Raw genomic sequence first — 22,158 nt, 5'->3', positions numbered from 1 at the left:
CCTCGCTTATGCGGGGCTTTTTTGTATCCGCGAAAAACAGCACCAAGAGCAGACGTGCTTTAGCAACACAGGAACCAGTGATGAAACAAACAGCATGGGCTCTGGCCCTGACCAGCGCTTTTATCAGCATGCAAGCGAATGCGGACAGTCTCGGAGTCTATGCCGGCGCCCAAGCCTGGCAGGTAAACACCAGTGGTGAGTTTGGCAGCAACCACAGCCGGGCCGGCTTTGGTTTTGAAGAGGAGGTGCAGGGGGTGTACTACGTCGCCTTTGAACATCCCGTTCCCTTACTGCCAAATGTAAAAATTCGCCATAACGAACTGGCGGTTGCTGGTAATACCAGGGTCTCGGGTCAGTTCAGTTTTGGTGGCGTCAGTTATGGCAACGGCACCCAGTTGAGTGCCGCTCTGGATCTGAGCAATACCGATCTTATTCTTTACTATGAGTTGTTCGACAACTCGCTGTTCAGTGTCGATTTCGGACTTAACGTTAAGTACCTCGACGGGGACATTCGCGTTGTCGACAGCCATGGCCACAGTGGCACCGAGCAACTCCGCGCCCCCCTCCCCCTGGGTTACCTCAAGGCCGAGCTGGCATTGCCGCTGACCGGCCTGTCAGCCTTTGGTGAGCTGAATTACCTCACCCTGGATGGTCACGAGCTGTCGGATTATCAAGCAGGCCTGGCCTATCGCCTGATTGATAGCCTGGCGATGGATGTCAATGTGCATGCAGGTTACCGCGCCATAGGACTGAAACTGGACAGTCTCGACAACGTGGATGCCAACCTCGACTTCGATGGCGCATTTCTGGGAGCAGAAATCCACTTCTAAGTAGCTGCCTGTCTTGCTTTACAAAAACCAGTCTTGGTACTGGCTTTTTCACTACCAGTACCTCAGCCCCATTCACTGATCAAACATGGTATAACTCAGGTTCATTTTCTAATCTTGGTTATGACCGGGCAAAAAGGATGATGCCATGAACAAACTGCTTCTGCTGACAGCCCTGCTGTTGTCTGGCACTGGATATGCCGAGGAAAACCCGGAAGGTGACAGTGATCTGCCGCTTTGGGTTGCAGACAAGATTACCCCCGTGCACGACAGTGTGACCAACTGGCTTGATAACAGCGCCCGTAACATCGACAACTTCTTCGGCAATGATGACAGCCTGACCATAGAAAACGGCTCCTATCTGCGCTTCAGTCAGGAGTTTTCATGGCACGAGAGAGACGATTTCGGCTCGGACACGGCGCTGCGTTTGCGACTGGATCTGCCGACCACGGAAGAACGGCTGCGTATCTTAATAGAAAGTGATCCGGAAGAAGCTCAGGGCACACTGGCCGAGCAAGGGGCAAACACAGCCAGAAATAATAACGACTTCAGCAGTGATAATTTCCTAATTGGTCTGCGCCGGCTGAGCAGCCGTGACAAACGCGAGCACTGGCGCTTTGACGCCGGTGCCGGTATCAAGGTCAAACTGCCGTTGGACCCTTATGTGCGCTTTAGCGGTGAACGCCAGTGGCTGATGGAAGACAGCCCCTGGGTGCTCGATTCCTGGAACCGTGTTTCCTGGTTTAACGAAGAAGGCTACTCTGCCCGTAGCCGCTGGGATCTGGGGCGGCCTCTGAGTGATACCCAGCATCTTCGCTTTATCACCAACGTGCAGTGGCAGGAAGAAGTCGATACTCTCGAATATTCCGAAGGCATTGAGTTTAACCACTTGCTGGGCACCCGCAGCGCCATCCGTTATGCCGCGGTGGCCGTAGGTCGTAGTGCATCCAGCCCAAGACTGCATGATTACTATCTGCTAAGCCACTACCGCCGCAATCTTCACAAAGAAATATTGTTTGTGGACTTTATTCCCGAGCTGCATTTTCCCCGGGAGCAGGACTACGATGCCGAGTTTGGTATCACACTGCGACTGGAGCTGTTGTTCAGGGCCGATCTGTCCTGGGGAAGATGACAATTCAATGACAAAAAATTCCCGGGCGGCCCTTTCTCGCCTCCGTCCGGGATAAAGTCGGGTTAACCTGCCACGGGTCACAAAAATACCTGTTGACCACCATCAGGGAACCGGTTAGAGTGATTTCGACTTTGAAGATACCGCTGAATTTATGTTCATTACGAAGTTCCTAGTAGTACCTCGTCCTGTATTTCATAAGTAAAGGTTGTGTTTTTAAAGTCGATTATTCTAGCAAGTTTGTTTACAGGATTTAGGTATGTCTAACACTGTTAAAGGTAAAGTAAAGTTCTTCAATGAAGCCAAAGGTTTCGGTTTCATCGAGCAAGAGCAAGGCCCTGACGTATTCGTACACTTCAGCGCCATTCAGACTCCGGGCTTCAAGACCCTGGCTGAAGGTCAGTCCGTAGAGTTCACCGTAGCTCAGGGCCAGAAAGGTCCTCAGGCTGAAAACGTAGTTCCTCTGTAAGAGTCTGCGTTAATAAAGAATTCCAAAGCCGCGCTTCTCAGCGCGGCTTTTTTCTGGCTATCGTTTAAAAGCGCCCTACCGCAAATACCGATAACCCCTTCAGCACCAGCGCCCCCACTATTACGCATACCCCCAGGCTAACGGCCGTATCCACCCCAATATAAGCCATAGCCGCAGTCAATATACTCGCACTCAGCATTTGCAGCGCACCTGATAAGGCCGCTGCCGAGCCGGCCAGATCCCGGTATGGCTCCAGCAGGCGGCTCATGGCATTAGGGAACGCCATGCCATTGCCCAATGCCTGAATAAAAATGCCGGTTACCATCAGCCAGGGCTCAAGTGGCATCAGCATAATCCACAGTCCGGCTACCAGCTGAATGAAGGGACTGATCCGCAATATCTGCTCGGATCGAACCCAGAACTGGATCCGGTTATTGATAATGCCGCCGAGCAACAGTCCCAGTGCAGGCAACAGTGCCCACCGGCCATACTCTGCCGCACTCATGCCAATCTGCTGCTGCATCACATAAGGCAGCACCGACACCGATGTCATCATCAGGGCAAACTGACCCCACAACATGCCACCATAACCAAGAAAGTGCCGTTGCCGCATCAGGGTAAAGTAATTTTTAATAATGCTACCCGGATGCAAGCGAAGGCGCGGCCCCCTGTGGGTCTCACTGAAACAAGCCAGCAACAGCAGCCACAGCAACAACAGATAAGCCAGCATGGCAATAAACACACTTTGCCAGCCAAATACATCGTTCAGTATTCCCCCCAGCGCCGGAGCCAGCACCGGCGTGATGGCGGCAGCCATGGCGATATAGGAGAGTGCATTGCGCAGCGCAGCGCCTTCAAAGCTATCTCTTAACATTGCCCGGGATACCACGGCACCGCACCCGGCCCCCAGCCCCTGCAACAGCCGCCCGGCCAGCAGCCATTCAAAAGAGGCACCGGGCAACATGCACAATGCCACTCCCACCAACGCCAGAGCCAGCCCGCCTAGCAGCACCGGCCGGCGGCCGCGGGCATCACTGAGCGGGCCATACAGCAGCTGCACCGGGCCAAATGCAAACAGATATGCCGAGATCAGCCATTGCACCCGCTCAGGCTCCTCTGCCAGCGCCTGACTTATGCCGGGTAATACGGGAAACACCAGCCCCAGGCTAAGCTGGCCAATACTGACAATCAGGCATGCCAGCACCATAATGGTGGTGCCGGATACAACAGCGATCACACAAACTCCTTTTGCTGACGGGCAGATAAGGACGGCGGCCGGTCTTGTCTTATATCCCGCCACCTGTAAAGGTGTATTTAATTGACGCTTTACTTTGACAAGCCGGCCATTCATTAAGCACAATCAAGACTGAAAAATAACAAAAAGGACTGACCAACATGACAGCCCCATCATCGAACCCCCAATCGCTGCAGCAAGCCTTTTCATTGGGTAACGGGCAGGATGCGGCACTGAACTGGCTGCGCAAAAACCAAACTCACTGCGCCATTTTCCTTACCAATGGTATCAAACTTGAAGGGATGATCAGTGCCTTTGACCAATACAGCATTCTGCTGTCTGATCCCAGAGGTCAGCAACAACTGATCTATAAGGCCAAAATTTCTACCATTTCGCCGGCCAGTCGTCGTCCGCCGCGCACCGGCGTTATCATTAACAAGCCTCGCCGCCCGCGTTATGACAACCACCATGACCATCATGGCCACCGTGAAGATCATCACCATGGCAACGACCCTCACGGCGACGATCAGTAACATTCGGTTTATTCCCGATACAAAAAAATGGCCGCTTGCGCGGCCATTTTTTATATCAGTTCCAGCTCTTCCATCACCCGGCGAATACGCGCTTTGGTATCCTGCTGTAACGGTACTACCGGTACCCGGCAATGCTCACTGGCCATCCCCAGCAGAGACAGAGCATATTTAGGACAGGCCGGGTTGGGCTCGGCAAACAGCACCTGATGCAAGGGCAGCAGCTTATCCTGCAAGGCCCGCGCTTCTTCCCATTTGCCGTTCAGCGTCAGATCCTGCAGCTGGGCGCATAACTTCGGAGCCACGTTGGCGGTCACTGAAATACACCCTTGACCACCGCCTACATTGTAAGACACAGCAGTGCCATCTTCGCCTGACAGCCAGGAGAACGGCTTTTTAATCAACTGCCGCTCTGCCCAGGGACGATTCAGATCACCGGTGGCGTCTTTCACACCCACAACGCGCGGCAGTTCCGCCATCCGTGCCAGAGTGGCCGGCAGAATATCCACCACGGCCCGGGGTGGAATGTTGTACACAATAATCGGCAGCTCGGTAGCATCGTGCAGCATTTTAAAATGCGCGTACAAGCCTTCCTGATTAGGACGGTTGTAGTAACCGGCCACATGCAATGTGGCGTTTGCGCCAGCCTGCTGAGCACACACGCTGTATTCAATGGCTTCCACCGGGTTGTTAGAGCCGGCCCCGGCAATCACCGGCACCCGTCCGGCAGCCTGTTCCGACACAATTTCAATAACCCGACAGTGCTCGTCGTGAGTCAGAGTCGGACTTTCCCCGGTGGTGCCCACCGGCACCAGGCCGTGAGTCCCTTCATCGATGTGCCAGTCTACCAGGCGACGCAGCGCCGCTTCATCGAGCCGATCACCATCAAAGGGGGTTAGCAGGGCAACTAAAGAACCGCGAAACATGGAAACTCCTTCTCCTGATCAGAGGATTGAATTTTGAATTAAAAAACCCCGGACGCAATTGCGTAACCGGGGTTTTGATAAAAATGGGTCTGAACGTATCAGGCGTCGGTCACGCAAAAACGGGGGCTGCTTTACGTTTAAGCAGTTTGATTAGTTTGCGTTTCACTGAAGCGGACATGGATAACACCTGAAAAAACCTTGAACAGCATCTTTTGCCAACCACCGCCAAATGTCAAGGGGAGCCATGCCATGTATAATGCCGTTTTTAAAAATATTCAGGAACACAAGATGTATGAGGCCCTGACATCCGTCAGTGAAATGCTGAGCCGCAATCTGGACACTCTGTGCCAACAGCCGCTGCTGGTGTGCGGCCTGCTGGAAGATAACATGCCCGTCTTGCTGGCCGACAACGGCCCGGCACCCCGGGTGTTTACCACTGATTTCCGCTATGCGCAGTGGCTGAACGACAATGGTCGGATCACGCCGGAATTTGGCTCAGCTCCCTCCGTTCAGCCCACTCAGGGCCTGTTATTGCTAATGCCCAAAGCCAAGGCCGAGGCACAATACCTGCTGGCAGCCTGTCTGCCCCTGCTGGCTCCGGGAGCGCCCGTATTTATTGCCGGCGATAACAAGGGAGGGGTTAAATCCGCCCCCAAACTGCTCTCTCCTTATTGTAAACAGGTCAATAAACTGGACAGTGCCCGACGGGCCAGCCTCTATCAGGCTGAACTCAGCCGGCCAGCACCAGCATTCCACCTCAACGACTGGATCAGCCGCTATCCGCTCGAGCAGGAAGACCTGACCATCTGCACCCTGCCCGGCATATTCAGTGCCGAACACCTTGATGCTGGCACCCAGATGCTGCTGAACGAAACCACCCGGCTCAGTGGCCGGGTACTGGACTTTGGCTGTGGTGCCGGAGTTATCGGAAGCAGCCTGCTCAAGCGCTATCCGGATATTGAACTGGAACAGATTGATATTAATGCCCTGGCACTGGAGGCAAGCCGGCTGACACTGGCAGAGAACGGTCTGCAGGCAAAGGTATATCCCTCCGATGGCCTGAATGAGGTACAGGGATACTTTGACTGCATTATCAGCAACCCGCCCTTTCATGCCGGCCTGAAAACCTTTTACAGCACCACGGAAACCTTATTGTGTGAGGCCAAACGCTACCTCAGGCCCGGTGGCAGTCTGTGGCTGGTGGCCAACGCCTTTTTACCCTATGCCGAACTTATCGAACAAAGCTTTGGCCATTGCGAGACCATCGCAGCCAACGGGCGTTTTAAAATCTACCGGGCGCAAGCTTGAACGTCACAAAAATGAGCCATTTTTGAGCAAACGGCCTGTAGGGCCGTTTTTTTATGTATTAACGTCGAAAAGCATGTTGACGGACGATAAAAAATCTATAGAATTCGCAGTCCTCAGCACGGGCGAGGGTGGCGGAATTGGTAGACGCGCTAGCTTCAGGTGTTAGTGTCCTTTGGATGTGGGGGTTCAAGTCCCCCCCTTCGCACCACTGAGAAATGATGGTCTCATTTAAAACAGCCAAAAATTTGAGCATGCGAGGGTGGCGGAATTGGTAGACGCGCTAGCTTCAGGTGTTAGTGTCCTTCGGACGTGGGGGTTCAAGTCCCCCCCTTCGCACCAAGCGTAACAGCTTGCGAACGGCTCAAATCCTATAATGGTTGGCCCATTTAAAACAGCCGAACAATCAGGTATGCGAGGGTGGCGGAATTGGTAGACGCGCTAGCTTCAGGTGTTAGTGTCCTTCGGACGTGGGGGTTCAAGTCCCCCCCTTCGCACCAAGATTGTTTAACTTCCCGGTTTATTCCTGCTGATTTATCTCCCTTTTTCTCAAAAATCTGAGAAATAGCTATTGCATTCGGTATGCAACGAACACATTATCATTACTATGTTAATGCCTTGTAACGGTTAAGCTAATGCGTTGGATGCTGTGCTCTCTGCTCTGCCTGCTGTTTCTTCAGCCAGTGCTCGCCGCTGCCAGCACCACAGATGCCCACGCCGTTCAACAGCTGGCTCTGCCAGCAACGGCCAGTACCGATCTGCCCGCAGATAGCGATAACCCGGAGCACAGCCTGCTTTCAGCGCTGCCCGCGCTGGCAGACAACCTCGTTTATCCGTCCGGAATCGAGACCAGCCTGCCGGCTCGCCAACAGTTCATCCGTCATCATTTCGCCCGCGGCCCTCCCATCACTTTTCTCGCCTGATCCCCCCCGCCCGCCGGGCCTGACACTTTTACCAGTTCAGAAGCCAGCTTCTGAACATGCGAGGAAATAATGATGAAAACACTGTCTCTCTATACCGTGGACGCTGCAGATCACCTGGTTCACCCCCGTCACTTCGGTCATACCCATCTCCACTCTCCCGCGATGGAGCTGGTTGAAGATTTCAGCCACAGTACACCCGAGGTGATCGATGCCGACACCCCAGCTGCTCATACTCAGGAGATCATGCTGCACGAACACAGCCGTTTTAAACTGGTCGTTGACAACGAAGGGGAACTGGTAGGACTGGTTGAACAGAAACAACTATCGGGCCCGGCCATGTTACGCCGGGTAGCCAATGGAGATCTGCGCCACGAAGTAACGGTATCAGATCTGATGCGTCCCCGGGAACAGCTTAAGGCGCTGGCTTATGAACAACTGCAAAGCTGTACCATCGGCGATGTCATTACCACACTGCAGCACAGCGGCGAAAGCTACTGCCTGGTGGTAGACCGGGATCACCACCAGATACGCGGTGTGATCTCGGCCCGGGATCTGGCTGAACGACTGCATATTGATCTGGATATCAGCAAAGTGCCCACCTTCCTGAATATTTTTGACTCGTTATCAGACTGAGCCTGCTCTCGGATAAAACAGGGCGCGCCGCGCCCTGTTTTATACTCCAGGCGGCATGGCCAGCAATAAGCCCAGACCGGCGAGCCCCCCTACCGGCAGCCAATACCATTGCCTGCTTACCGACGGAACGGCAAGAACCAGGGTAAATAACCCGAACCCAGCACTTAACCATAAGGCAAATGACGACGCCGGCACCCACCACGCCAGCATTAACCACCCCAAGACCAGCAACACCACCATGATAACCTCCTTATCGAACCCAATCGATAATAGTTATCATTTTCGGTTATATCAAGTATTTACTGGCTTTTTATAAACAGCGCCACCGTCTCAACATGCATGGTATGAGGAAACATATCTACCGGTGTCGCCTGCACCAGCTCAAAACCGTGTGCGCACAGCCAGGCAGCATCCCGGGCCAGGCTCTTGGGGTTGCAGGAGACATATACCAGTCTGGATGGACCCATTTGCACTAGGGTATTAAGCAAGTTTTCATCGCAGCCCTTACGCGGCGGATCCACCACCACAACATCGGCAACCAGTCCTTGTTCATACAGTGCCGGTACCTGTTGCTCGGCAGCACCGGTATGAAATGTGACATTATGAATACTATTGCGGGCCGCATTACGTTCAGCATCAGCCACCGCCTCCGGCACAATTTCAATACCATGTACATGCGCAGCAAACGGTGCCAGATACAGACTGATAGTGCCGATACCACTGTAGAGATCGAATACGGTTTCATTACCCGACAAAGACGCCTGGCGCATCGCTTCCTTGTAAAGCACCTCGGTCTGCAACGGATTAATCTGATAAAACGACAACGCCGAAACTTCGAATTGCAGCTCATCCAGTTTATCGGCGATGGTATCCTTGCCCCACAAGGTGCGCACCTGCGAGCTTAACACCCGGTTGCCCGCGGCATCGTTCACACACAGCTGTACACTGGCCATGTTCGGCACACCGGCAAGCTGCTCCACCAGCAGCTCAAGCGCACCGGCAGCCGGCTCTTCAGCCACGACCAGCACCACCATCACTTCACCGCTGTGGGTCCCATCCCGAACCATAATATAGCGAACACAGCCGCTATGGTGGGTCTCATTAAAGGCCGACACGGCCTGTTCCCGCATCCACTGGTATACCAGTGCGGTAATGTCGGCAGTAACCGGTGCCTGCACCCGGCACTGCTTCACTTCGGTCAGCTGATGGCTTTGTTTGGCATAAAAACCGATACTTGGCCCGGGCTGAACCGCAAACTGGGCCTTGTTACGGTAATGAAACGGCTCTGCCATGCCCACCGTCTCGCTCACCGGGCAGCTCACTCCCTGCGCCGTCAGCGCATCAAGCAGCAGTTCACGCTTCAGTTCCAGCTGTGCCGGGTAGTCCATCACCCGCAGCTGACACCCACCGCAAGCGGTATGTGGACAAAAGTCGGGCCTGCGGCCTGCGGCCGGAGTCAGCACACACTTAAGCTCTGCCTGAGCATAACGGGGTCTCGCCAGGGTAACTCTGACCTCTACTTCATCACCGGGCAAAGCGCCCGACACATAAACCGGACAACCGTTATGCTGAGCGACGCCATCCCCTTTATCGGTTAGGCTGTGAACGGAAAGGGTAAGCAATTGACCAGCTTTGAACATGATGAGCACTCTGAAAATTTAACTGCGCCAGCCTCGGCCGACAAAGCATGAATTTTACCCGAGGCCGGCCCGCCGCAACAGCCCGCCGTAAGCTGTCAGCCTGCCCAAAGCCTCAACGCAAGGCATCAGTAAAGCCCGGATAAAGGCCGCGGCTCGGTACTGAAGCGGCGTTGTTGATCAAATCAGAGCCGAGAAAGCCTGTCCCTATTGGGCTTGATGCCCTTAACTGACCGGCTGGCGAACAGGCATACCGAGTCCTACTCTGTTCATGACCTTAACCCCGGCCAGGGTTTCACCGACCTGGCCGTTGTAGTTACGCAGACTGAGCTTGGGGCTCACCAGCTGTTTGTAACGGGACATCGCCGTTTCTGCCAGCGACCGCTGATGGTCGCCAGAGGCACGTTTCCACTCAGCAAGGTTTCCTGATTTCAGTGATGTCACGGCGTCGTTTCTCGGATGTCCCTCTTCCCAGTAGCCCGCATTTTTGCGCGGTAGGATGGTCGCTTTGCTGCCTTTTTTGGGCAGGAGTTGATAGCATTCCCGAGTATCGTAAGCGCCGACACCTGATGTAACTGCCGCCGCAACGGGTTGAGTAAGGTCGGCAAGACCTCGTTATCGGCCACATTCTCCAGGCTGACCTCGGCGGCGATGACTTCGTGAGTACGGGCATCAACAGCCAGGTGCAACTTGCGCCAGACCCGGCGTTTATCCTTGTCGTGCTTGCGCTGTTTCCATTCGCCTTCACCGAACACCTTCAATCCGGTGGCGTCGATGACCAGATGAGTGACCGCGCCCTTGCTGGGCAAGTGGTACTTTACGTTCACGGTCTGGGCACGTTTGCTGATACTGCTGTAACCAGGCGAGGTCAGCGGCATATCCATCAGCTGAAAAATGGAGTTGATGAACCCTTCCAGCGCCCGTAACGGAAAGCCGAAGAAAGCCTTGAGCATCAGTGCCGTTTCAATGGCACTATCGCTGTAGTGGAAGCCACGCCCGCGGCGGCCATGGTGCTGATGGCAATTCCATTGCTTGATAGCTTGCTCATCGATCCAGAAGGTTAGTGAACCGCGATTGACCAAGGCCCGGTTGTACTCCGCCAGTTGCTGATGTTGTGTCGTGCTTTGCCCATCGGTCTGCCTCCGATTCCGTTCGTCAGATGATCAGATCATGGGTAGGACAGATAGTTCACTGATTTAGGAAACAACGCCCTTTCAAACGGAGTCTGCCGCACGCACCCAGTGCGGCACTTCCCGCCGGGTCCAGCGGGCGAATTTCATTTTGTCGCCCAGATAAAAGTTGCGGTAGGCCTGCACCGCATTACCGGGTACCTTGTATTGATCGGGCATGGCCTGGGCGAATTCGGTGAGACCGATGGCAGGGTAGGTAAACTGCTGTATTTGCGCCAGCACCGGCATGGACTTGTGATCCTGCTCTTTGCGGTAGCGATAGCAGTACTCGGCGTTGAGCGCATAAGTCAGCTGAGTCAGCCACTGAAAGTTATCGTATGAGGCTTCCACCCAGAGCACGCTGGGGTGTTTCATATGAGTGGATTTATAGGGCGTTTCAAAACCTTTCTTGTTCAGCGCAGTGCACAGTATCTGCACACTTTCGAGGATCATTTTAACCACATGCTGATCGCAGTGATATTCGGCGCAGCGCTCTATGTTGTTGTCCAGTATAAAAATATTCACACATATCATCCTGTTTGAACAGCTCATGATTGTGTCGGTGAACAGCACAGGAGGCAACGGCCAAACATGCGAGGCGCTCAGCAAAAGCCGAAAATCGGGCACAAAAAAACCCGACATATATCGGGTTATTTGTTGGTAGCAGTGGCCGGACTCGAACCGGCACGCCCGAAGGCAAGTGATTTTGAATCACTCATGTCTACCAATTCCATCACACTGCCACCGGTAGACTCACCATGAGTGAGCCATCGCATTATACTCAGCCCTGCTGCTCCCGCAACCGGATTATGTGTGCGCTGGCACCGATTGGACATTATTTGGTCTTTACCGCCAGGCTTTCCCGGAGCGCTGCTTTTGCTAGAATGCAGCCCTTCGTCATTCAAAGGAATATAACTGTTGGCTTCTTCTTATACGGACTTGCCCCGGGCCGGAGTGATGCGTCGCCTCGGTTCCTGGCTTTATGATTTTCTGGTGGTAGTGGCACTGCTGATGGTCGCAGGTTTTATCTGCTTCGGGCTGACCGCCCTGGCACTGCACCTGGGCTGGATTAGTCTGGGCGAGTATGAAGATACCGCCGCTCTGCTCAGTGCCAGCCGGGGCTACCAACTGGTGCTGCTTGGTGTGGTACTGTTTTTCTACTGCTGGTTCTGGCGCACCAGCGGCCAGACCCTGGGTATGCGCGCCTGGCGGCTGCGCGTGCAGAATACGGATGGCTCCCTGCTGACCCTGGGGCAATGCCTGGTACGAGCCGGAGCCGCGCTACTCGGGCTGGGTAATTTCTGGGTATGGTGTAATCCGCACCACAAGCTGGCATTACAGGACAAGCTGGCCCACTGCGAAGTGGTTGTGCTCAGCAAGGAACAGAACAGGCAGTTACTGAGCCGGGATTAAAGACGGGGCAACAGAATAAACACCCCGCCCCACCTCAGGCCCTTCGGTTAAGCAGAAACAAGGCCACGCCGATAAACAGCAGGCTGGGCCCCAGCGCCCCGATAACGGGTGGTACTTCATACACCAGGCTGATGGGGCCAAATACCTCATTGGCCACATAAAAACCAAAGCCGAACAAAATCCCCATCAGCAGCCGCGCGCCCATAGTGACGCTGCGCAAGGCACCAAATACGAAAGAGGATGCCAGCAGCATCATCGCCACCACCATGATCGGCTGCAGTGCTTTACGCCAGAACGCCAGTTCATACAGACTGGCATCCTGACCATTGTCTTTAAGATATCCCGCATACTCTAACAGGCCTTGCATCGATAACTCATCCGGCTCTATGGCTACCACTCCCAGCTTGTCGGGAGTCAGGCTGGTCATCCAGCGACGACTGGCTTCCTGAGTGGTAAGAATGGATTCACCGTGATTGAACACCGTGTCGGTAAGGTTCAGCAATATCCATTCACCGTTTTTATAATCGGCGGTAGCTGCCTGAGTGATACGTTGCAGTTGCTGCTTACCGTCAAAGTAATACAGCGTCACATTGCTCAGCGTGCCGTCACGCCGGGCCTGACCAATGTTGATATAAGCCTCGCCATCTCTGGCCCAGATCCCGTATACCGACAGCACCACCTGACCGCCGGAGCGGGCCTGAGTGCGTAAATCATCCGCTGCCAGCTTGGTGGCCGGTGCCACATATTCCCCCACCAGCATGATCACCAGCATCAGAGGAACAGCGGTTTTCAACGCACTGGTCACAATATTGAAACGGGAGTTGCCCGCTGCCTGCATCACCACCAGTTCGCTGGAACTGGCCATCTGGCCCAGGCCAATCAGCCCTCCCAGCAATGCCGCGATGGGAAAGAACAACACGATTTCCTTGGGCATGGACAGCAATACATAGTAAAAGGCGGACAGCAGGGTATAACTGCCCTCACCCACACTGCGCAACTGCTCTACATAACGAATAATGGCCGACAGACCAACCAGTACGAATTCGCACAGCAACATGGCCATCAGCACGGTACGGCCGATATAACGATCGAGAATATTAAACATCAGGCAGCCTTGCTCCGTTTGAACTTGCCTTTGGTACGGTTCCACCAGGCGGTTTCCGTCAGGTTGACCGGCAGTGCCACCAGCAGCAAAAAGGCCAGAGGAACCGTATAAAGTCCGGGTAACGGTGGCAAGCTGCCGCCTTCCAGTGCGGAGCGCGATGCGGTCTGCAGCAGGAAGTAAGCCAGATATAACAGAATGGCCGGCAGCAACTTGGCATAACGTCCCTGCCGCGGGTTGACCACCGCCAGCGGTACCACAATCAGCGTGAGCACCAGCATGGACAAGGGCAACACCAGCCGCCACTGCAATTCGGCACGCTGCTCCAGCTCTTCCGCATTTAACAGCACCTGGGTCGGCAGCGCTTCAATCCTGCTCTGAGCCACTGCCACTTCTGCCGGGCGAATATAGGCGCTGTATTCATCAAACCCGGCCACATCAAATTCGCGGGTACCAGGGGTGCCACTGTAGCGATGTCCCTTTTCCAGGGTCAGCCACTGACCATCTTCCCGCTCGTGCAAACGGCCGGCTTCGGCTACCACAATGGCCGGTGCACGCTGGGCCTGGCCCTGTTGCACAACAAACAGCTGGTTGAGCCGGTTGCCTTCGTCATCTTCTCCCAGCTCTTCCACATAGCCCACAATGCGGCCGCCATCCAGACTCATGAAACGGGCCTCACGCAGCACAGCAAACCCCGGATCGGCCTTGACCTCTTCCCGCAGCTGATACATCTGCGCCTTGGCCCAGGGATTGAGCCAGAGAGAGTTAAACAGCGCCACCGCCGTCCACACCAGCGCCAGCACCATGGTAGTGCGCATAATACGCCCCGGCCCCATGCCCACCGCCTTCATTACCGTCATTTCACTCTCGGCATAGAGCCGGCCATGAGCAAAAAGAATACCGATAAACAGGCTGACCGGCAGCATCAGTGTGGCCATCTCCGGCAGGTTGAGCAGCAGAAACTTACCCACCAGGGCTCCGGGGATCTCCCCGCTGGCGGCCTTACCCAGCACGTCGATAAAATTCTGGCTGATAAAAATGAGCAACAGCACAAACAGCACGGCCAGCTGAGTCTTCAGGGTTTCACGAAACAAATAGCGGAATGCAATCACCGTTAATCCCAGTGTAAACTTGTCTTTTTTAATGGAAACGCTTAACAATAAGCGTAAAATCACCATTTTCGCATATTAACTATGCGAAATACGACGCCTTCGCGATGTTCACCATTATCGTTCATTCGGCGTCCATTGTCTTCAGGCTCAGGAGAATCCATGGAGTTCAGTGTAAAAAGCGGTAGTCCCGAGAAACAGCGCAGTGCCTGCATTGTAGTGGGTGTGTTTGAACCGCGCCGGCTGTCGCCGGTGGCCGAGCAGCTCGATAAGGTCAGCGACGGCTATCTCAGCTCACTGCTGCGCCGCGGCGATCTGGAAGGCAAGCCAGGCCAGACCCTGCTGCTGCATCAGGTGCCCGGTGTGCTGGGCGAACGGGTGCTGCTGGTAGGCTGCGGCAAGGAACGCGAGCTGGATGAACGCCAGTATAAACAGATTATCCGCAACACCATCAGCACCCTGAACGAAACCGGCTCGATGGAAGCGGTCTGTTTCCTGACCGAGCTGCACGTCAAGGGCCGCGACACCTACTGGAAAGTACGTCAGGCGGTAGAAACTACCCTTGCCAGCCTGTATACCTTTGATCAGTTCAAGACCAATAAAGCCGAGCCACGGCGTCCACTGCGCAAGCTGGTATTCAATGTTTCCACGCGTCGGGAACTGACCATCGGTGAGCGCGCCATTGCTCACGGCCAGGCCGTTGCCCGGGGCGTGCGGGTATGCCGTGATGTGGCCAACATGCCGCCTAACGTATGCAACCCGGCCTATCTGGCTTCCCAGGCGCGGCAGCTGGCCGATGCCTGGGACAACATCAGCACCCGCGTGATCGGTGAAGAAGAAATGGCCGAGCTGGGTATGAACGCCTATCTGGCGGTGGCCCGCGGCTCCCACAACGAAGCCATGATGTCAGTGATCGAATATAAAGGTCACCCGGATCCCGATGCCCGCCCCATCGCCCTGGTGGGCAAAGGGCTTACCTTCGACGCCGGCGGCATCTCACTCAAGCCTGCCGACGGCATGGACGAAATGAAATACGACATGGGTGGCGCCGCCTCCGTGCTGGGTACCATGAATGCCTTGGCCGAACTGCAGTTGCCGGTCAATGTGGTCGCCATTCTGGCCGGCTGCGAGAACATGCCTGACGGCAATGCCTACCGCCCCGGCGACATTCTCACCACCATGTCCGGCCAGACCGTGGAAGTGCTCAACACCGATGCCGAAGGCCGGCTGGTGCTGTGCGATGCACTGACCTTTGTGGAGCGCTTCGAGCCGGAAGCAGTGATCGATGTGGCCACCCTCACCGGTGCCTGTATTATCGCGCTGGGACACCACACCTCGGGACTGCTGGCCAACCACAACCCGCTGGCCCACGAGCTGCTCAACGCCTCGGAGCAGGCCGGTGACAAGGCCTGGCGTCTGCCCATGAGCGACGAATACCAGGAACAGCTGGAAAGTCCCTTTGCCGACATGGCCAATATCGGTGGCCGTCCGGCAGGCACCATTACCGCCGCATGCTTCCTGAGCCGTTTTACCAAAAAGTACAACTGGGCTCATCTGGACGTCGCCGGCACCGCCTGGCAAAGCGGCAAGAACAAGGGAGCCACCGGTCGTCCGGTTCCGCTGCTGACCCAGTTCCTGCTGAACCGCGCCGGTGCCCTGAACGTCGAAGAATAAAATGAACACCGGCTGTTTTCACCTGTTGCCCAACGACGACGACACCCTGCTGGAACAGCTGGTGTGCCGTCTCGCCACCGACTGCTACCGCCAGGGCCTGGGGGTGTTTATCTACACCACTGACCAGGCCCTGGCCGAGGCCATTGACGAGCGTTTGTGGCAACAGGAAGCCGACAGCTTTGTGGCCCACAACCTGCAAGGCGAAGGCCCGCGCCAGGGCGCGCCCGTGGTGATCGGCTGGCAGCCACCCCAGGGCGGCCGCGCCGTGCTGATTAATCTGGCCCCCGATGCCCCTGCCTTTGCCCGCCGCTTTGGCCAGCTGCACGATTTTGTGCCGGCCTCAGACCCCGGCAAGCAGCAGGCCCGGGAGCGCTTCAAGGCCTATCGCCAGGCCGGCTTCGAGCTGACCACCGAGCCGGTCCCACTCCAAACTCAAGATGTATAACACCATGGAAAAAACCTTTAATCCCAACGCCATTGAGCAGGCCCTGTACCAGCAATGGGAAAACAAGGGCTACTTCAAGCCCCACGGCGACACCAGCAAAGATGCCTACAGCATCATGATCCCGCCGCCCAACGTGACCGGCAGCCTGCACATGGGACACGCCTTCCAGGACTCCATTATGGACACCCTGATCCGTTACCAGCGTATGCAGGGCAAAAACACCCTGTGGCAGGTGGGCACCGATCATGCCGGTATCGCCACCCAGATGGTGGTAGAGCGCAAGATCGCCGCCGAAGAAGGCAAAACCCGCCATGACTACGGTCGTGACGCCTTTATCGACAAGATCTGGGACTGGAAACAGGAATCCGGCGGCACCATCACCCAGCAGCTGCGCCGCCTGGGTGCCTCGGTGGATTGGGAACGCGAGCGTTTTACCATGGACGAGGGTCTGTCCAACGCGGTGAAAGAAGTGTTTGTACGTCTGTATGAAGACGACCTCATCTACCGCGGCAAGCGCCTGGTGAACTGGGATCCCAAGCTGCACACCGCCATCTCCGATCTGGAAGTGGAAAACAAGGACAAGAAGGGCCATATGTGGCACTTCCGCTACCCGCTCGCCGATGGCGTCAAGACCGCCGATGGCAAGGACTATCTGGTAGTGGCCACCACCCGTCCGGAAACCATGCTGGGCGATACCGCGGTAGCAGTGAACCCGGCAGACCCTCGCTATCAGGATCTGATCGGCAAGGATATCATCCTGCCCATCGTCAACCGCCGTATTCCCATTGTGGGTGACGATCACGCCGACATGGAAAAGGGCACCGGCTGCGTGAAGATCACTCCGGCCCACGATTTCAACGACTATGAAGTCGGCAAGCGTCATCAACTGCCGATGATCAACGTGCTGACCTTTAACGCCGCCATTCGCAGCCAGGCCGAGGTGTTTACCTCCACCGGCGAGCCGAGCGACGCTTACAACTCTGAATTGCCCGAAGCCTATCACGGCCTGGACCGCTTTGAGGCGCGCAGCGCCGTGGTGGCCGAGCTGGAAACCCTGGGCCTGCTCGACAGCATCAAGGATCACGATCTGACCGTGCCCTACGGCGACCGTGGCGGCGTGGTGATCGAGCCCATGCTTACCGATCAGTGGTACGTGCGTGCCGCACCGCTGGCCAAAGTGGCCACCCAGGCGGTGGAAGACGGCGACATCCAGTTCGTACCCAAGCAGTACGAGAACATGTACTTTTCCTGGATGCGTGACATTCAGGACTGGTGTATCTCCCGCCAGCTGTGGTGGGGCCACCGTATTCCGGCCTGGTACGACGAGTCCGGCAAGGTCTATGTAGGCCGGGACGAAGCCGAAGTACGCGCTACCCATAACCTGGCCGATGACGTCGTGCTGAGCCAGGACGACGACGTGCTCGACACCTGGTTCAGCTCGGCGCTGTGGACCTTCTCCACTCTGGGCTGGCCGGACAAGACCCCGGAACTGGCCACCTTCCATCCGTCCAGCGTGCTGGTCACCGGCTTTGACATCATCTTCTTCTGGGTGGCACGCATGATCATGATGACCATGCACTTCCTCAAGGATGAAAACGGCAAGCCTCAGGTTCCGTTCAAAACTGTATACGTCACCGGCCTGATCCGTGATGAAAACGGCGACAAAATGTCCAAGTCCAAGGGCAACGTACTCGATCCGCTCGACATGATCGACGGTATCGATCTGGAATCCCTGGTCACCAAGCGCACCGGCAACATGATGCAGCCCCAGCTGGCCGCCAAGATCGAGAAGCGCACCCGCAAGGAGTTCGCCGACGGCATCGAGGCCCACGGCACCGACGCCCTGCGCTTTACCCTGTGCGCCATGGCCTCCACCGGCCGTGACATCAACTGGGACATGAAGCGCCTGGACGGCTACCGTAACTTCTGCAACAAGCTGTGGAACGCCTCCCGCTATGTGCTGATGAACACCGAAGAGCAGGATTGCGGTCAGAACGGTGGCGAGCTGCAGTTCTCACTGGCGGATCGCTGGATCCGTGCCCAGCTGCAGGCCACCATCGCCGATGTACGCAGTGCCCTCGACGGCTACCGCTTCGACCGTGCCGCCAGTGCCCTGTACGAGTTTATCTGGAACCAGTTCTGTGACTGGTACCTGGAGCTGACCAAGCCGGTGCTGTGGCACGGCTCCGAGGCCGAGCAGCGCGCCACCCGCAAAACCCTGATCGAAGTACTGGAGACGCTGCTGCGCCTGGCCCACCCGATCATGCCCTATATCACCGAGGAGATCTGGCAACGGGTCGCCCCGCTGGCCGGTCGTGGCGGCGACACTATCATGCTGGCCGCCTATCCGGAGGTGAATGTCGCCGAGCAGGATGAGCAGGCGATGGCCGATCTGGAATGGGTGAAGCGCTTTATTGTCTCCATCCGTAATCTGCGTGCCGAAATGAACATTCCCCCGGGCCAGGCCCTGAGCGTGCTGCTGCGCCCGGCCGGTGACGATGCCCGTCGCACCACCGACAACGACGCCTTCCTCAAGGCCATGGCCAAGCTAGAGTCCATCACTCTGCTGACCGCTGATGAAGAAGCACCGGTGTCCACCAAACAGTTGATCGGCGATACCGAGCTGCTGCTGCCGATGGCCGGCCTGATCGACAAGGACGCCGAGCTGGCACGCCTTGAAAAGGAGCTGGGCAAGATCCAGGGCGAGATTAAGCGCCTGGAAGGCAAGCTCAACAACCAGGGCTTTGTTGCCAAGGCTCCCGCCGACGTAGTGGCCAAGGAGCAGGAAAAACTGGCCGACTACCAGGCTACCCTGGCCAAAATGGAACAGCAGCGCGAGCAGATCGCCAGTCTGTAACGGTTTATTCCTGAACGAAAGCCCCGACCATGGCCGGGGCTTTTTTATAGGTACTGTCCGAACGGCTCAGGACAGTACCGCCACCGTTTGCTGCACCGCCAGCGCCCCTTCATGAATCTCATGCATAAAGGTTTCCACCTCATGGGCCTGCTGCTTGCCCTGCTCGGCAACACCGGTCACATCCAGTATTGCCTGTGAAGCCCTGGCCGTCATCTGCCGGTTCTGTTCTACCACCTGGGCAATTTCAGTGGTTGCAAGGCTGGTTCGCGCAGCCAGCTGACGTACTTCATCAGCCACCACCGCAAATCCCCGTCCCTGTTCACCGGCTCTTGCCGCTTCAATGGCGGCGTTCAACGCCAGCAAGTTAGTTCGTTCGGCCACACTGCTGATGGTAGCCACAATCTCTTCAATATTGCGGGCCTGCTCATTGAGCTGATTGATAATGCCCATGGCCTGCTCCAGCTCCTGAGAAACCCGGGTGGAAAGGTGTACCGAGGTCTGTAGGGTATTATTGCCCTGCTCAACAATATGAGAGGTGCGCACAGCAATCTCGCAGGCCCGCTCCGATGCCTGCTGATTACGGCGGGATTGCTGCACCCGCTGGGTGATATCACTGGCGAACTTGACCACCCGCTCTACCCGCCCCTGCTCGTCCAGAATGGGGTTATAGGTGGCTTCAAGCCAGATCTCATGGCCACTAGCGTTCAATCGCCGGAACCGGCCGGATTGATGCTCACGGGCCGCCAGCTCCTGCCAGAAACGGGGATGCTCTCGATAAAAATCATCATCGCAAAACAGCCGGTGATGCTGTCCCACCACCTGCTCCAGCCGGTAACCCAGCAAGGACAAAAAGTTGTCGTTAGCGGTCAGTACAGTACCGTCGACGGAAAACTCAATGACCGCCATGGATCGATCCAGCGCCGCCAGCACCGAACGCTGGCGCTGCAGCTGTTGCTGCTTCTCGGTAATATCACTGGCAATTTTCAGTATTTTTTGTACCCGCCCGCTTTCATCTCTGACCGGAAAGTAAATCGCCTGCAACCAGATTTGTTCTCCCTTTGCGGTCAACCGGGGGAAAGTGCCTTCCCGATGCTTACCGCTGCGCAGCTGTTCCCAAAAGTGTGCATACTCCCGCGAAGCAGCCAGTGGCTTGTCACAGAATATGCGGTGATGCTGTCCTTTGAGCTGCTCAAGGGAATAGCCGGTCACCCGCAAAAAGTCCTCGTTTGCATCCAGAATTTCACCATCTGGGCTAAACTCAATCACCGCAACATGCTCTGTTAACGCCTGCTGTGCCGCATTCAGCTGCTGATACTGCATCCTGCACTCAAGCAGTTCCCGCTTTAATTGGCCACTATTAAACATATGACATCCTCTTCAGCCATCCTGGGTAAGGTTGAAAACGAGACCTGGCGCGTCCCTGACAGCCTGCATAATCATAGTAGAGCAAAATGTCCCGGACTGAGCGGGCACAACCTCATATTCTGAGGTCATGCGGTACAAGCAGAAAAACAGGAAGCAAACTTATGCGTGTATTCACAACATTACTGATGCTGCTACTGCCCACCGGGTTATTCGCCGCCAGTGTCAGTCAGAACATACTTGAGGCACACAACAGTGCCCGCTCCGAGGTGGGTGCCGGACCACTGGTCTGGTCGGCCCGGGCCGAGAGCCAGGCCGCTGGCTGGGCTCAGGTGCTGAGCAAGCGCTGCGATATTGAACACAGCCGGGGATCAGGTTTTGGCGAAAACCTGTTTATGGGTACCATGGGCTATTACGATGAGCTGGACGGTGTCAAAAGCTGGGAAAACGAAAAGCGTGATTACCGGGGGCAGCCGCTGAGCCGTGAACTGATACCGAGAGTGGGCCATTACACCCAGATGGTATGGCCCGACACTCGGGAGCTGGGCTGCGCCACTGCCACCTGCAATAATCTGATGATCCTGGTGTGCAACTATTACCCGCCGGGCAACTACCTGGGCGAGTCTGCCTGGCAGAGCCCGGCGCAGACCTGCTGTTAAGCGGGATTATTTACTGGTCTGGTTACCGATAACGCCCCCCACCACGGCACCGCCTATGGTACCGATGGCACTACCGTCGGTCAGCACAGAGCCGGCCACACCGCCTACACCGGCTCCAATAGCCGTGTTGCGGTCACGGGTCGACATATTGGAGCAGGCAGACAAGCCCACCAGCAGCAGAACGGCGGCCACACCCGCTTTCATTTTGCTATGAATCGCCATCTTCATTACCTCTGTTTACACTACAGGCGCACAGTGCCTGTCCTCATATTGAGTGTAAGCAGTAACCACCAGGCCGGACAGTGATAAACAGGCCTGCTGTGCAAGCGCCTGTCGCAGCGTTCAGCTGGTCAGCCATAACAGCCGCACCACGGCAATATTGGCAATGCTGACCAGCAACAGAAAGCTGACATAAGTCATTACCAGGTAACGAAAGTAATGATGACGGCTGTGCTGTACCAAGCCCTGTTCCTCCTGATGAGAGCGGTGGGCCCGGGCAATCTTGCCAAACAGGGTCAGTTCAAAATGCATTAATACCAGGCTGATCAGGCTAAGCACCGTGCCCAGCAGTGGTGCGATCAGAATCCACCCTTTCAGCACCTGAGTGATTTCGGGCTTGAGATAAGGCACCGCGCCCAACAATACAACCGCAATGGTGATCTGAAATAACTTCTGCCAGATATGGTCGTGACGATATTTATACTCATCCCATAACAACATATGAGGATCCGGAGGTGGATACATTCAGCTACTCC

Annotated in this window: 22 protein-coding genes, 4 tRNA genes and 1 pseudogene; 15 read left to right on the top strand and 12 right to left on the bottom strand. The window is 55.9% G+C overall.

Annotation, left to right across the window (positions count from 1 at the left end; all coding sequences use genetic code 11):
- Positions 1-80: 80 nt before the first annotated feature.
- The 3 genes from B6S09_RS08405 (at position 81) to B6S09_RS08395 (ending at position 2,425) form a co-directional block, all read left to right on the top strand.
- Positions 81-830, top strand: coding sequence for a TIGR04219 family outer membrane beta-barrel protein (locus tag B6S09_RS08405; RefSeq protein WP_094278056.1), 750 nt, complete (start codon positions 81-83; stop codon positions 828-830).
- 145 nt (positions 831-975) lie between these two features.
- Positions 976-1,959 carry a hypothetical protein gene (locus tag B6S09_RS08400; protein WP_094278055.1) on the top strand — a complete coding sequence of 328 codons (984 nt, stop codon included), beginning with the start codon at positions 976-978 and terminating at the stop codon, positions 1,957-1,959.
- A gap of 256 nt (positions 1,960-2,215) precedes the next feature.
- On the top strand, positions 2,216-2,425 hold the full coding sequence (locus B6S09_RS08395; RefSeq protein ID WP_014291396.1) for a cold-shock protein: 210 nt from the start codon (positions 2,216-2,218) through the stop codon (positions 2,423-2,425).
- A gap of 64 nt (positions 2,426-2,489) precedes the next feature.
- Here the strand turns inward: B6S09_RS08395 and B6S09_RS08390 are convergent, their stop codons facing one another.
- Positions 2,490-3,662: a Bcr/CflA family efflux MFS transporter gene (locus B6S09_RS08390; protein WP_094278054.1), complete on the bottom strand. Its 1,173-nt coding sequence runs from the start codon at positions 3,660-3,662 to the stop codon at positions 2,490-2,492.
- 158 nt (positions 3,663-3,820) lie between these two features.
- Here B6S09_RS08390 and hfq point away from each other — a divergent pair, with 158 nt between their 5' ends.
- The gene (gene hfq, locus B6S09_RS08385; RefSeq protein ID WP_094278053.1) at positions 3,821-4,192 is read left to right on the top strand and encodes an RNA chaperone Hfq; all 372 of its coding nucleotides are present in this window, start codon (positions 3,821-3,823) and stop codon (positions 4,190-4,192) included.
- Between the two features lie 50 nt (positions 4,193-4,242).
- On the opposite strand, the gene dapA is transcribed toward hfq, so the two are convergent.
- Positions 4,243-5,115 carry a 4-hydroxy-tetrahydrodipicolinate synthase gene (dapA, locus tag B6S09_RS08380; RefSeq protein WP_094278052.1) on the bottom strand — a complete coding sequence of 291 codons (873 nt, stop codon included), beginning with the start codon at positions 5,113-5,115 and terminating at the stop codon, positions 4,243-4,245.
- Between the two features lie 288 nt (positions 5,116-5,403).
- Between dapA and rsmC the strand changes: the two genes are divergently transcribed.
- From rsmC to B6S09_RS08350, 6 genes are all read left to right on the top strand, one after another.
- Positions 5,404-6,423 (top strand): 16S rRNA (guanine(1207)-N(2))-methyltransferase RsmC, encoded by a 1,020-nt coding sequence (gene rsmC / locus B6S09_RS08375; protein ID WP_094278176.1) that lies wholly within the window; start codon positions 5,404-5,406, stop codon positions 6,421-6,423.
- A 122-nt stretch (positions 6,424-6,545) separates the two neighbouring features.
- A tRNA-Leu gene (locus B6S09_RS08370) sits at positions 6,546-6,631 on the top strand.
- 45 nt (positions 6,632-6,676) lie between these two features.
- Positions 6,677-6,762: transfer RNA gene (locus B6S09_RS08365), tRNA-Leu, on the top strand.
- 72 nt (positions 6,763-6,834) lie between these two features.
- Positions 6,835-6,920: transfer RNA gene (locus B6S09_RS08360), tRNA-Leu, on the top strand.
- 135 nt (positions 6,921-7,055) lie between these two features.
- Complete coding sequence (locus tag B6S09_RS08355; RefSeq protein ID WP_134113975.1) at positions 7,056-7,343, top strand: hypothetical protein; 288 nt, start codon at positions 7,056-7,058, stop codon at positions 7,341-7,343.
- Positions 7,344-7,412: 69 nt separating this feature from the next.
- Positions 7,413-7,976: a CBS domain-containing protein gene (locus tag B6S09_RS08350; protein WP_243832815.1), complete on the top strand. Its 564-nt coding sequence runs from the start codon at positions 7,413-7,415 to the stop codon at positions 7,974-7,976.
- A gap of 39 nt (positions 7,977-8,015) precedes the next feature.
- On the opposite strand, the gene B6S09_RS08345 is transcribed toward B6S09_RS08350, so the two are convergent.
- From B6S09_RS08345 to B6S09_RS08325, 5 genes and pseudogenes are all read right to left on the bottom strand, one after another.
- Positions 8,016-8,216 carry a hypothetical protein gene (locus B6S09_RS08345; protein WP_094278049.1) on the bottom strand — a complete coding sequence of 67 codons (201 nt, stop codon included), beginning with the start codon at positions 8,214-8,216 and terminating at the stop codon, positions 8,016-8,018.
- A 59-nt stretch (positions 8,217-8,275) separates the two neighbouring features.
- The gene (gene rlmD / locus B6S09_RS08340; protein ID WP_094278048.1) at positions 8,276-9,616 is read right to left on the bottom strand and encodes a 23S rRNA (uracil(1939)-C(5))-methyltransferase RlmD; all 1,341 of its coding nucleotides are present in this window, start codon (positions 9,614-9,616) and stop codon (positions 8,276-8,278) included.
- Between the two features lie 222 nt (positions 9,617-9,838).
- A pseudogene (locus B6S09_RS08335) lies at positions 9,839-10,695 on the bottom strand (IS5 family transposase).
- 132 nt (positions 10,696-10,827) lie between these two features.
- Positions 10,828-11,316: a pyrimidine dimer DNA glycosylase/endonuclease V gene (locus B6S09_RS08330; protein ID WP_243832820.1), complete on the bottom strand. Its 489-nt coding sequence runs from the start codon at positions 11,314-11,316 to the stop codon at positions 10,828-10,830.
- Positions 11,317-11,440: 124 nt separating this feature from the next.
- Positions 11,441-11,525 (bottom strand) — tRNA-Leu (locus B6S09_RS08325).
- A 175-nt stretch (positions 11,526-11,700) separates the two neighbouring features.
- Between B6S09_RS08325 and B6S09_RS08320 the strand changes: the two genes are divergently transcribed.
- The gene (locus tag B6S09_RS08320; RefSeq protein WP_094278046.1) at positions 11,701-12,195 is read left to right on the top strand and encodes an RDD family protein; all 495 of its coding nucleotides are present in this window, start codon (positions 11,701-11,703) and stop codon (positions 12,193-12,195) included.
- Between the two features lie 34 nt (positions 12,196-12,229).
- Here B6S09_RS08320 and lptG read toward each other — a convergent pair whose 3' ends face one another.
- Complete coding sequence (lptG, locus tag B6S09_RS08315) at positions 12,230-13,300, bottom strand: LPS export ABC transporter permease LptG (RefSeq protein ID WP_094278045.1); 1,071 nt, start codon at positions 13,298-13,300, stop codon at positions 12,230-12,232.
- On the bottom strand, positions 13,300-14,475 hold the full coding sequence (gene lptF / locus B6S09_RS08310) for an LPS export ABC transporter permease LptF (RefSeq protein WP_094278044.1): 1,176 nt from the start codon (positions 14,473-14,475) through the stop codon (positions 13,300-13,302). The genes lptG and lptF overlap by 1 nt, the downstream gene beginning before the upstream one ends.
- A gap of 93 nt (positions 14,476-14,568) precedes the next feature.
- Here lptF and pepA point away from each other — a divergent pair, with 93 nt between their 5' ends.
- Genes pepA through B6S09_RS08295 form a run of 3 tightly spaced genes read left to right on the top strand, consistent with a single transcriptional unit; the run spans position 14,569 to position 19,382 of the window.
- Positions 14,569-16,080 carry a leucyl aminopeptidase gene (pepA, locus tag B6S09_RS08305; RefSeq protein WP_094278043.1) on the top strand — a complete coding sequence of 504 codons (1,512 nt, stop codon included), beginning with the start codon at positions 14,569-14,571 and terminating at the stop codon, positions 16,078-16,080.
- Between the two features lies 1 nt (position 16,081).
- Positions 16,082-16,525 carry a DNA polymerase III subunit chi gene (locus tag B6S09_RS08300; protein ID WP_094278042.1) on the top strand — a complete coding sequence of 148 codons (444 nt, stop codon included), beginning with the start codon at positions 16,082-16,084 and terminating at the stop codon, positions 16,523-16,525.
- A gap of 4 nt (positions 16,526-16,529) precedes the next feature.
- On the top strand, positions 16,530-19,382 hold the full coding sequence (locus B6S09_RS08295; protein ID WP_094278041.1) for a valine--tRNA ligase: 2,853 nt from the start codon (positions 16,530-16,532) through the stop codon (positions 19,380-19,382).
- Positions 19,383-19,448: 66 nt separating this feature from the next.
- On the opposite strand, the gene B6S09_RS08290 is transcribed toward B6S09_RS08295, so the two are convergent.
- Positions 19,449-20,702 (bottom strand): methyl-accepting chemotaxis protein, encoded by a 1,254-nt coding sequence (locus B6S09_RS08290; protein WP_243832814.1) that lies wholly within the window; start codon positions 20,700-20,702, stop codon positions 19,449-19,451.
- Between the two features lie 206 nt (positions 20,703-20,908).
- Here B6S09_RS08290 and B6S09_RS08285 point away from each other — a divergent pair, with 206 nt between their 5' ends.
- Positions 20,909-21,403 carry a CAP domain-containing protein gene (locus B6S09_RS08285; RefSeq protein WP_094278039.1) on the top strand — a complete coding sequence of 165 codons (495 nt, stop codon included), beginning with the start codon at positions 20,909-20,911 and terminating at the stop codon, positions 21,401-21,403.
- A 6-nt stretch (positions 21,404-21,409) separates the two neighbouring features.
- Here the strand turns inward: B6S09_RS08285 and B6S09_RS08280 are convergent, their stop codons facing one another.
- Together B6S09_RS08280 and B6S09_RS08275 are read right to left on the bottom strand one after the other, a co-directional pair.
- The gene (locus B6S09_RS08280; RefSeq protein ID WP_094278175.1) at positions 21,410-21,625 is read right to left on the bottom strand and encodes a YMGG-like glycine zipper-containing protein; all 216 of its coding nucleotides are present in this window, start codon (positions 21,623-21,625) and stop codon (positions 21,410-21,412) included.
- 120 nt (positions 21,626-21,745) lie between these two features.
- Positions 21,746-22,147 (bottom strand): hypothetical protein, encoded by a 402-nt coding sequence (locus tag B6S09_RS08275; RefSeq protein ID WP_094278038.1) that lies wholly within the window; start codon positions 22,145-22,147, stop codon positions 21,746-21,748.
- Positions 22,148-22,158: the final 11 nt, after the last annotated feature.

The sequence above is a fragment of the Oceanimonas baumannii genome (assembly GCF_002245495.1).
Lineage (GTDB): Bacteria > Pseudomonadota > Gammaproteobacteria > Enterobacterales > Aeromonadaceae > Oceanimonas > Oceanimonas baumannii.
This window is presented reverse-complemented; position numbering and strand designations above follow the sequence as displayed.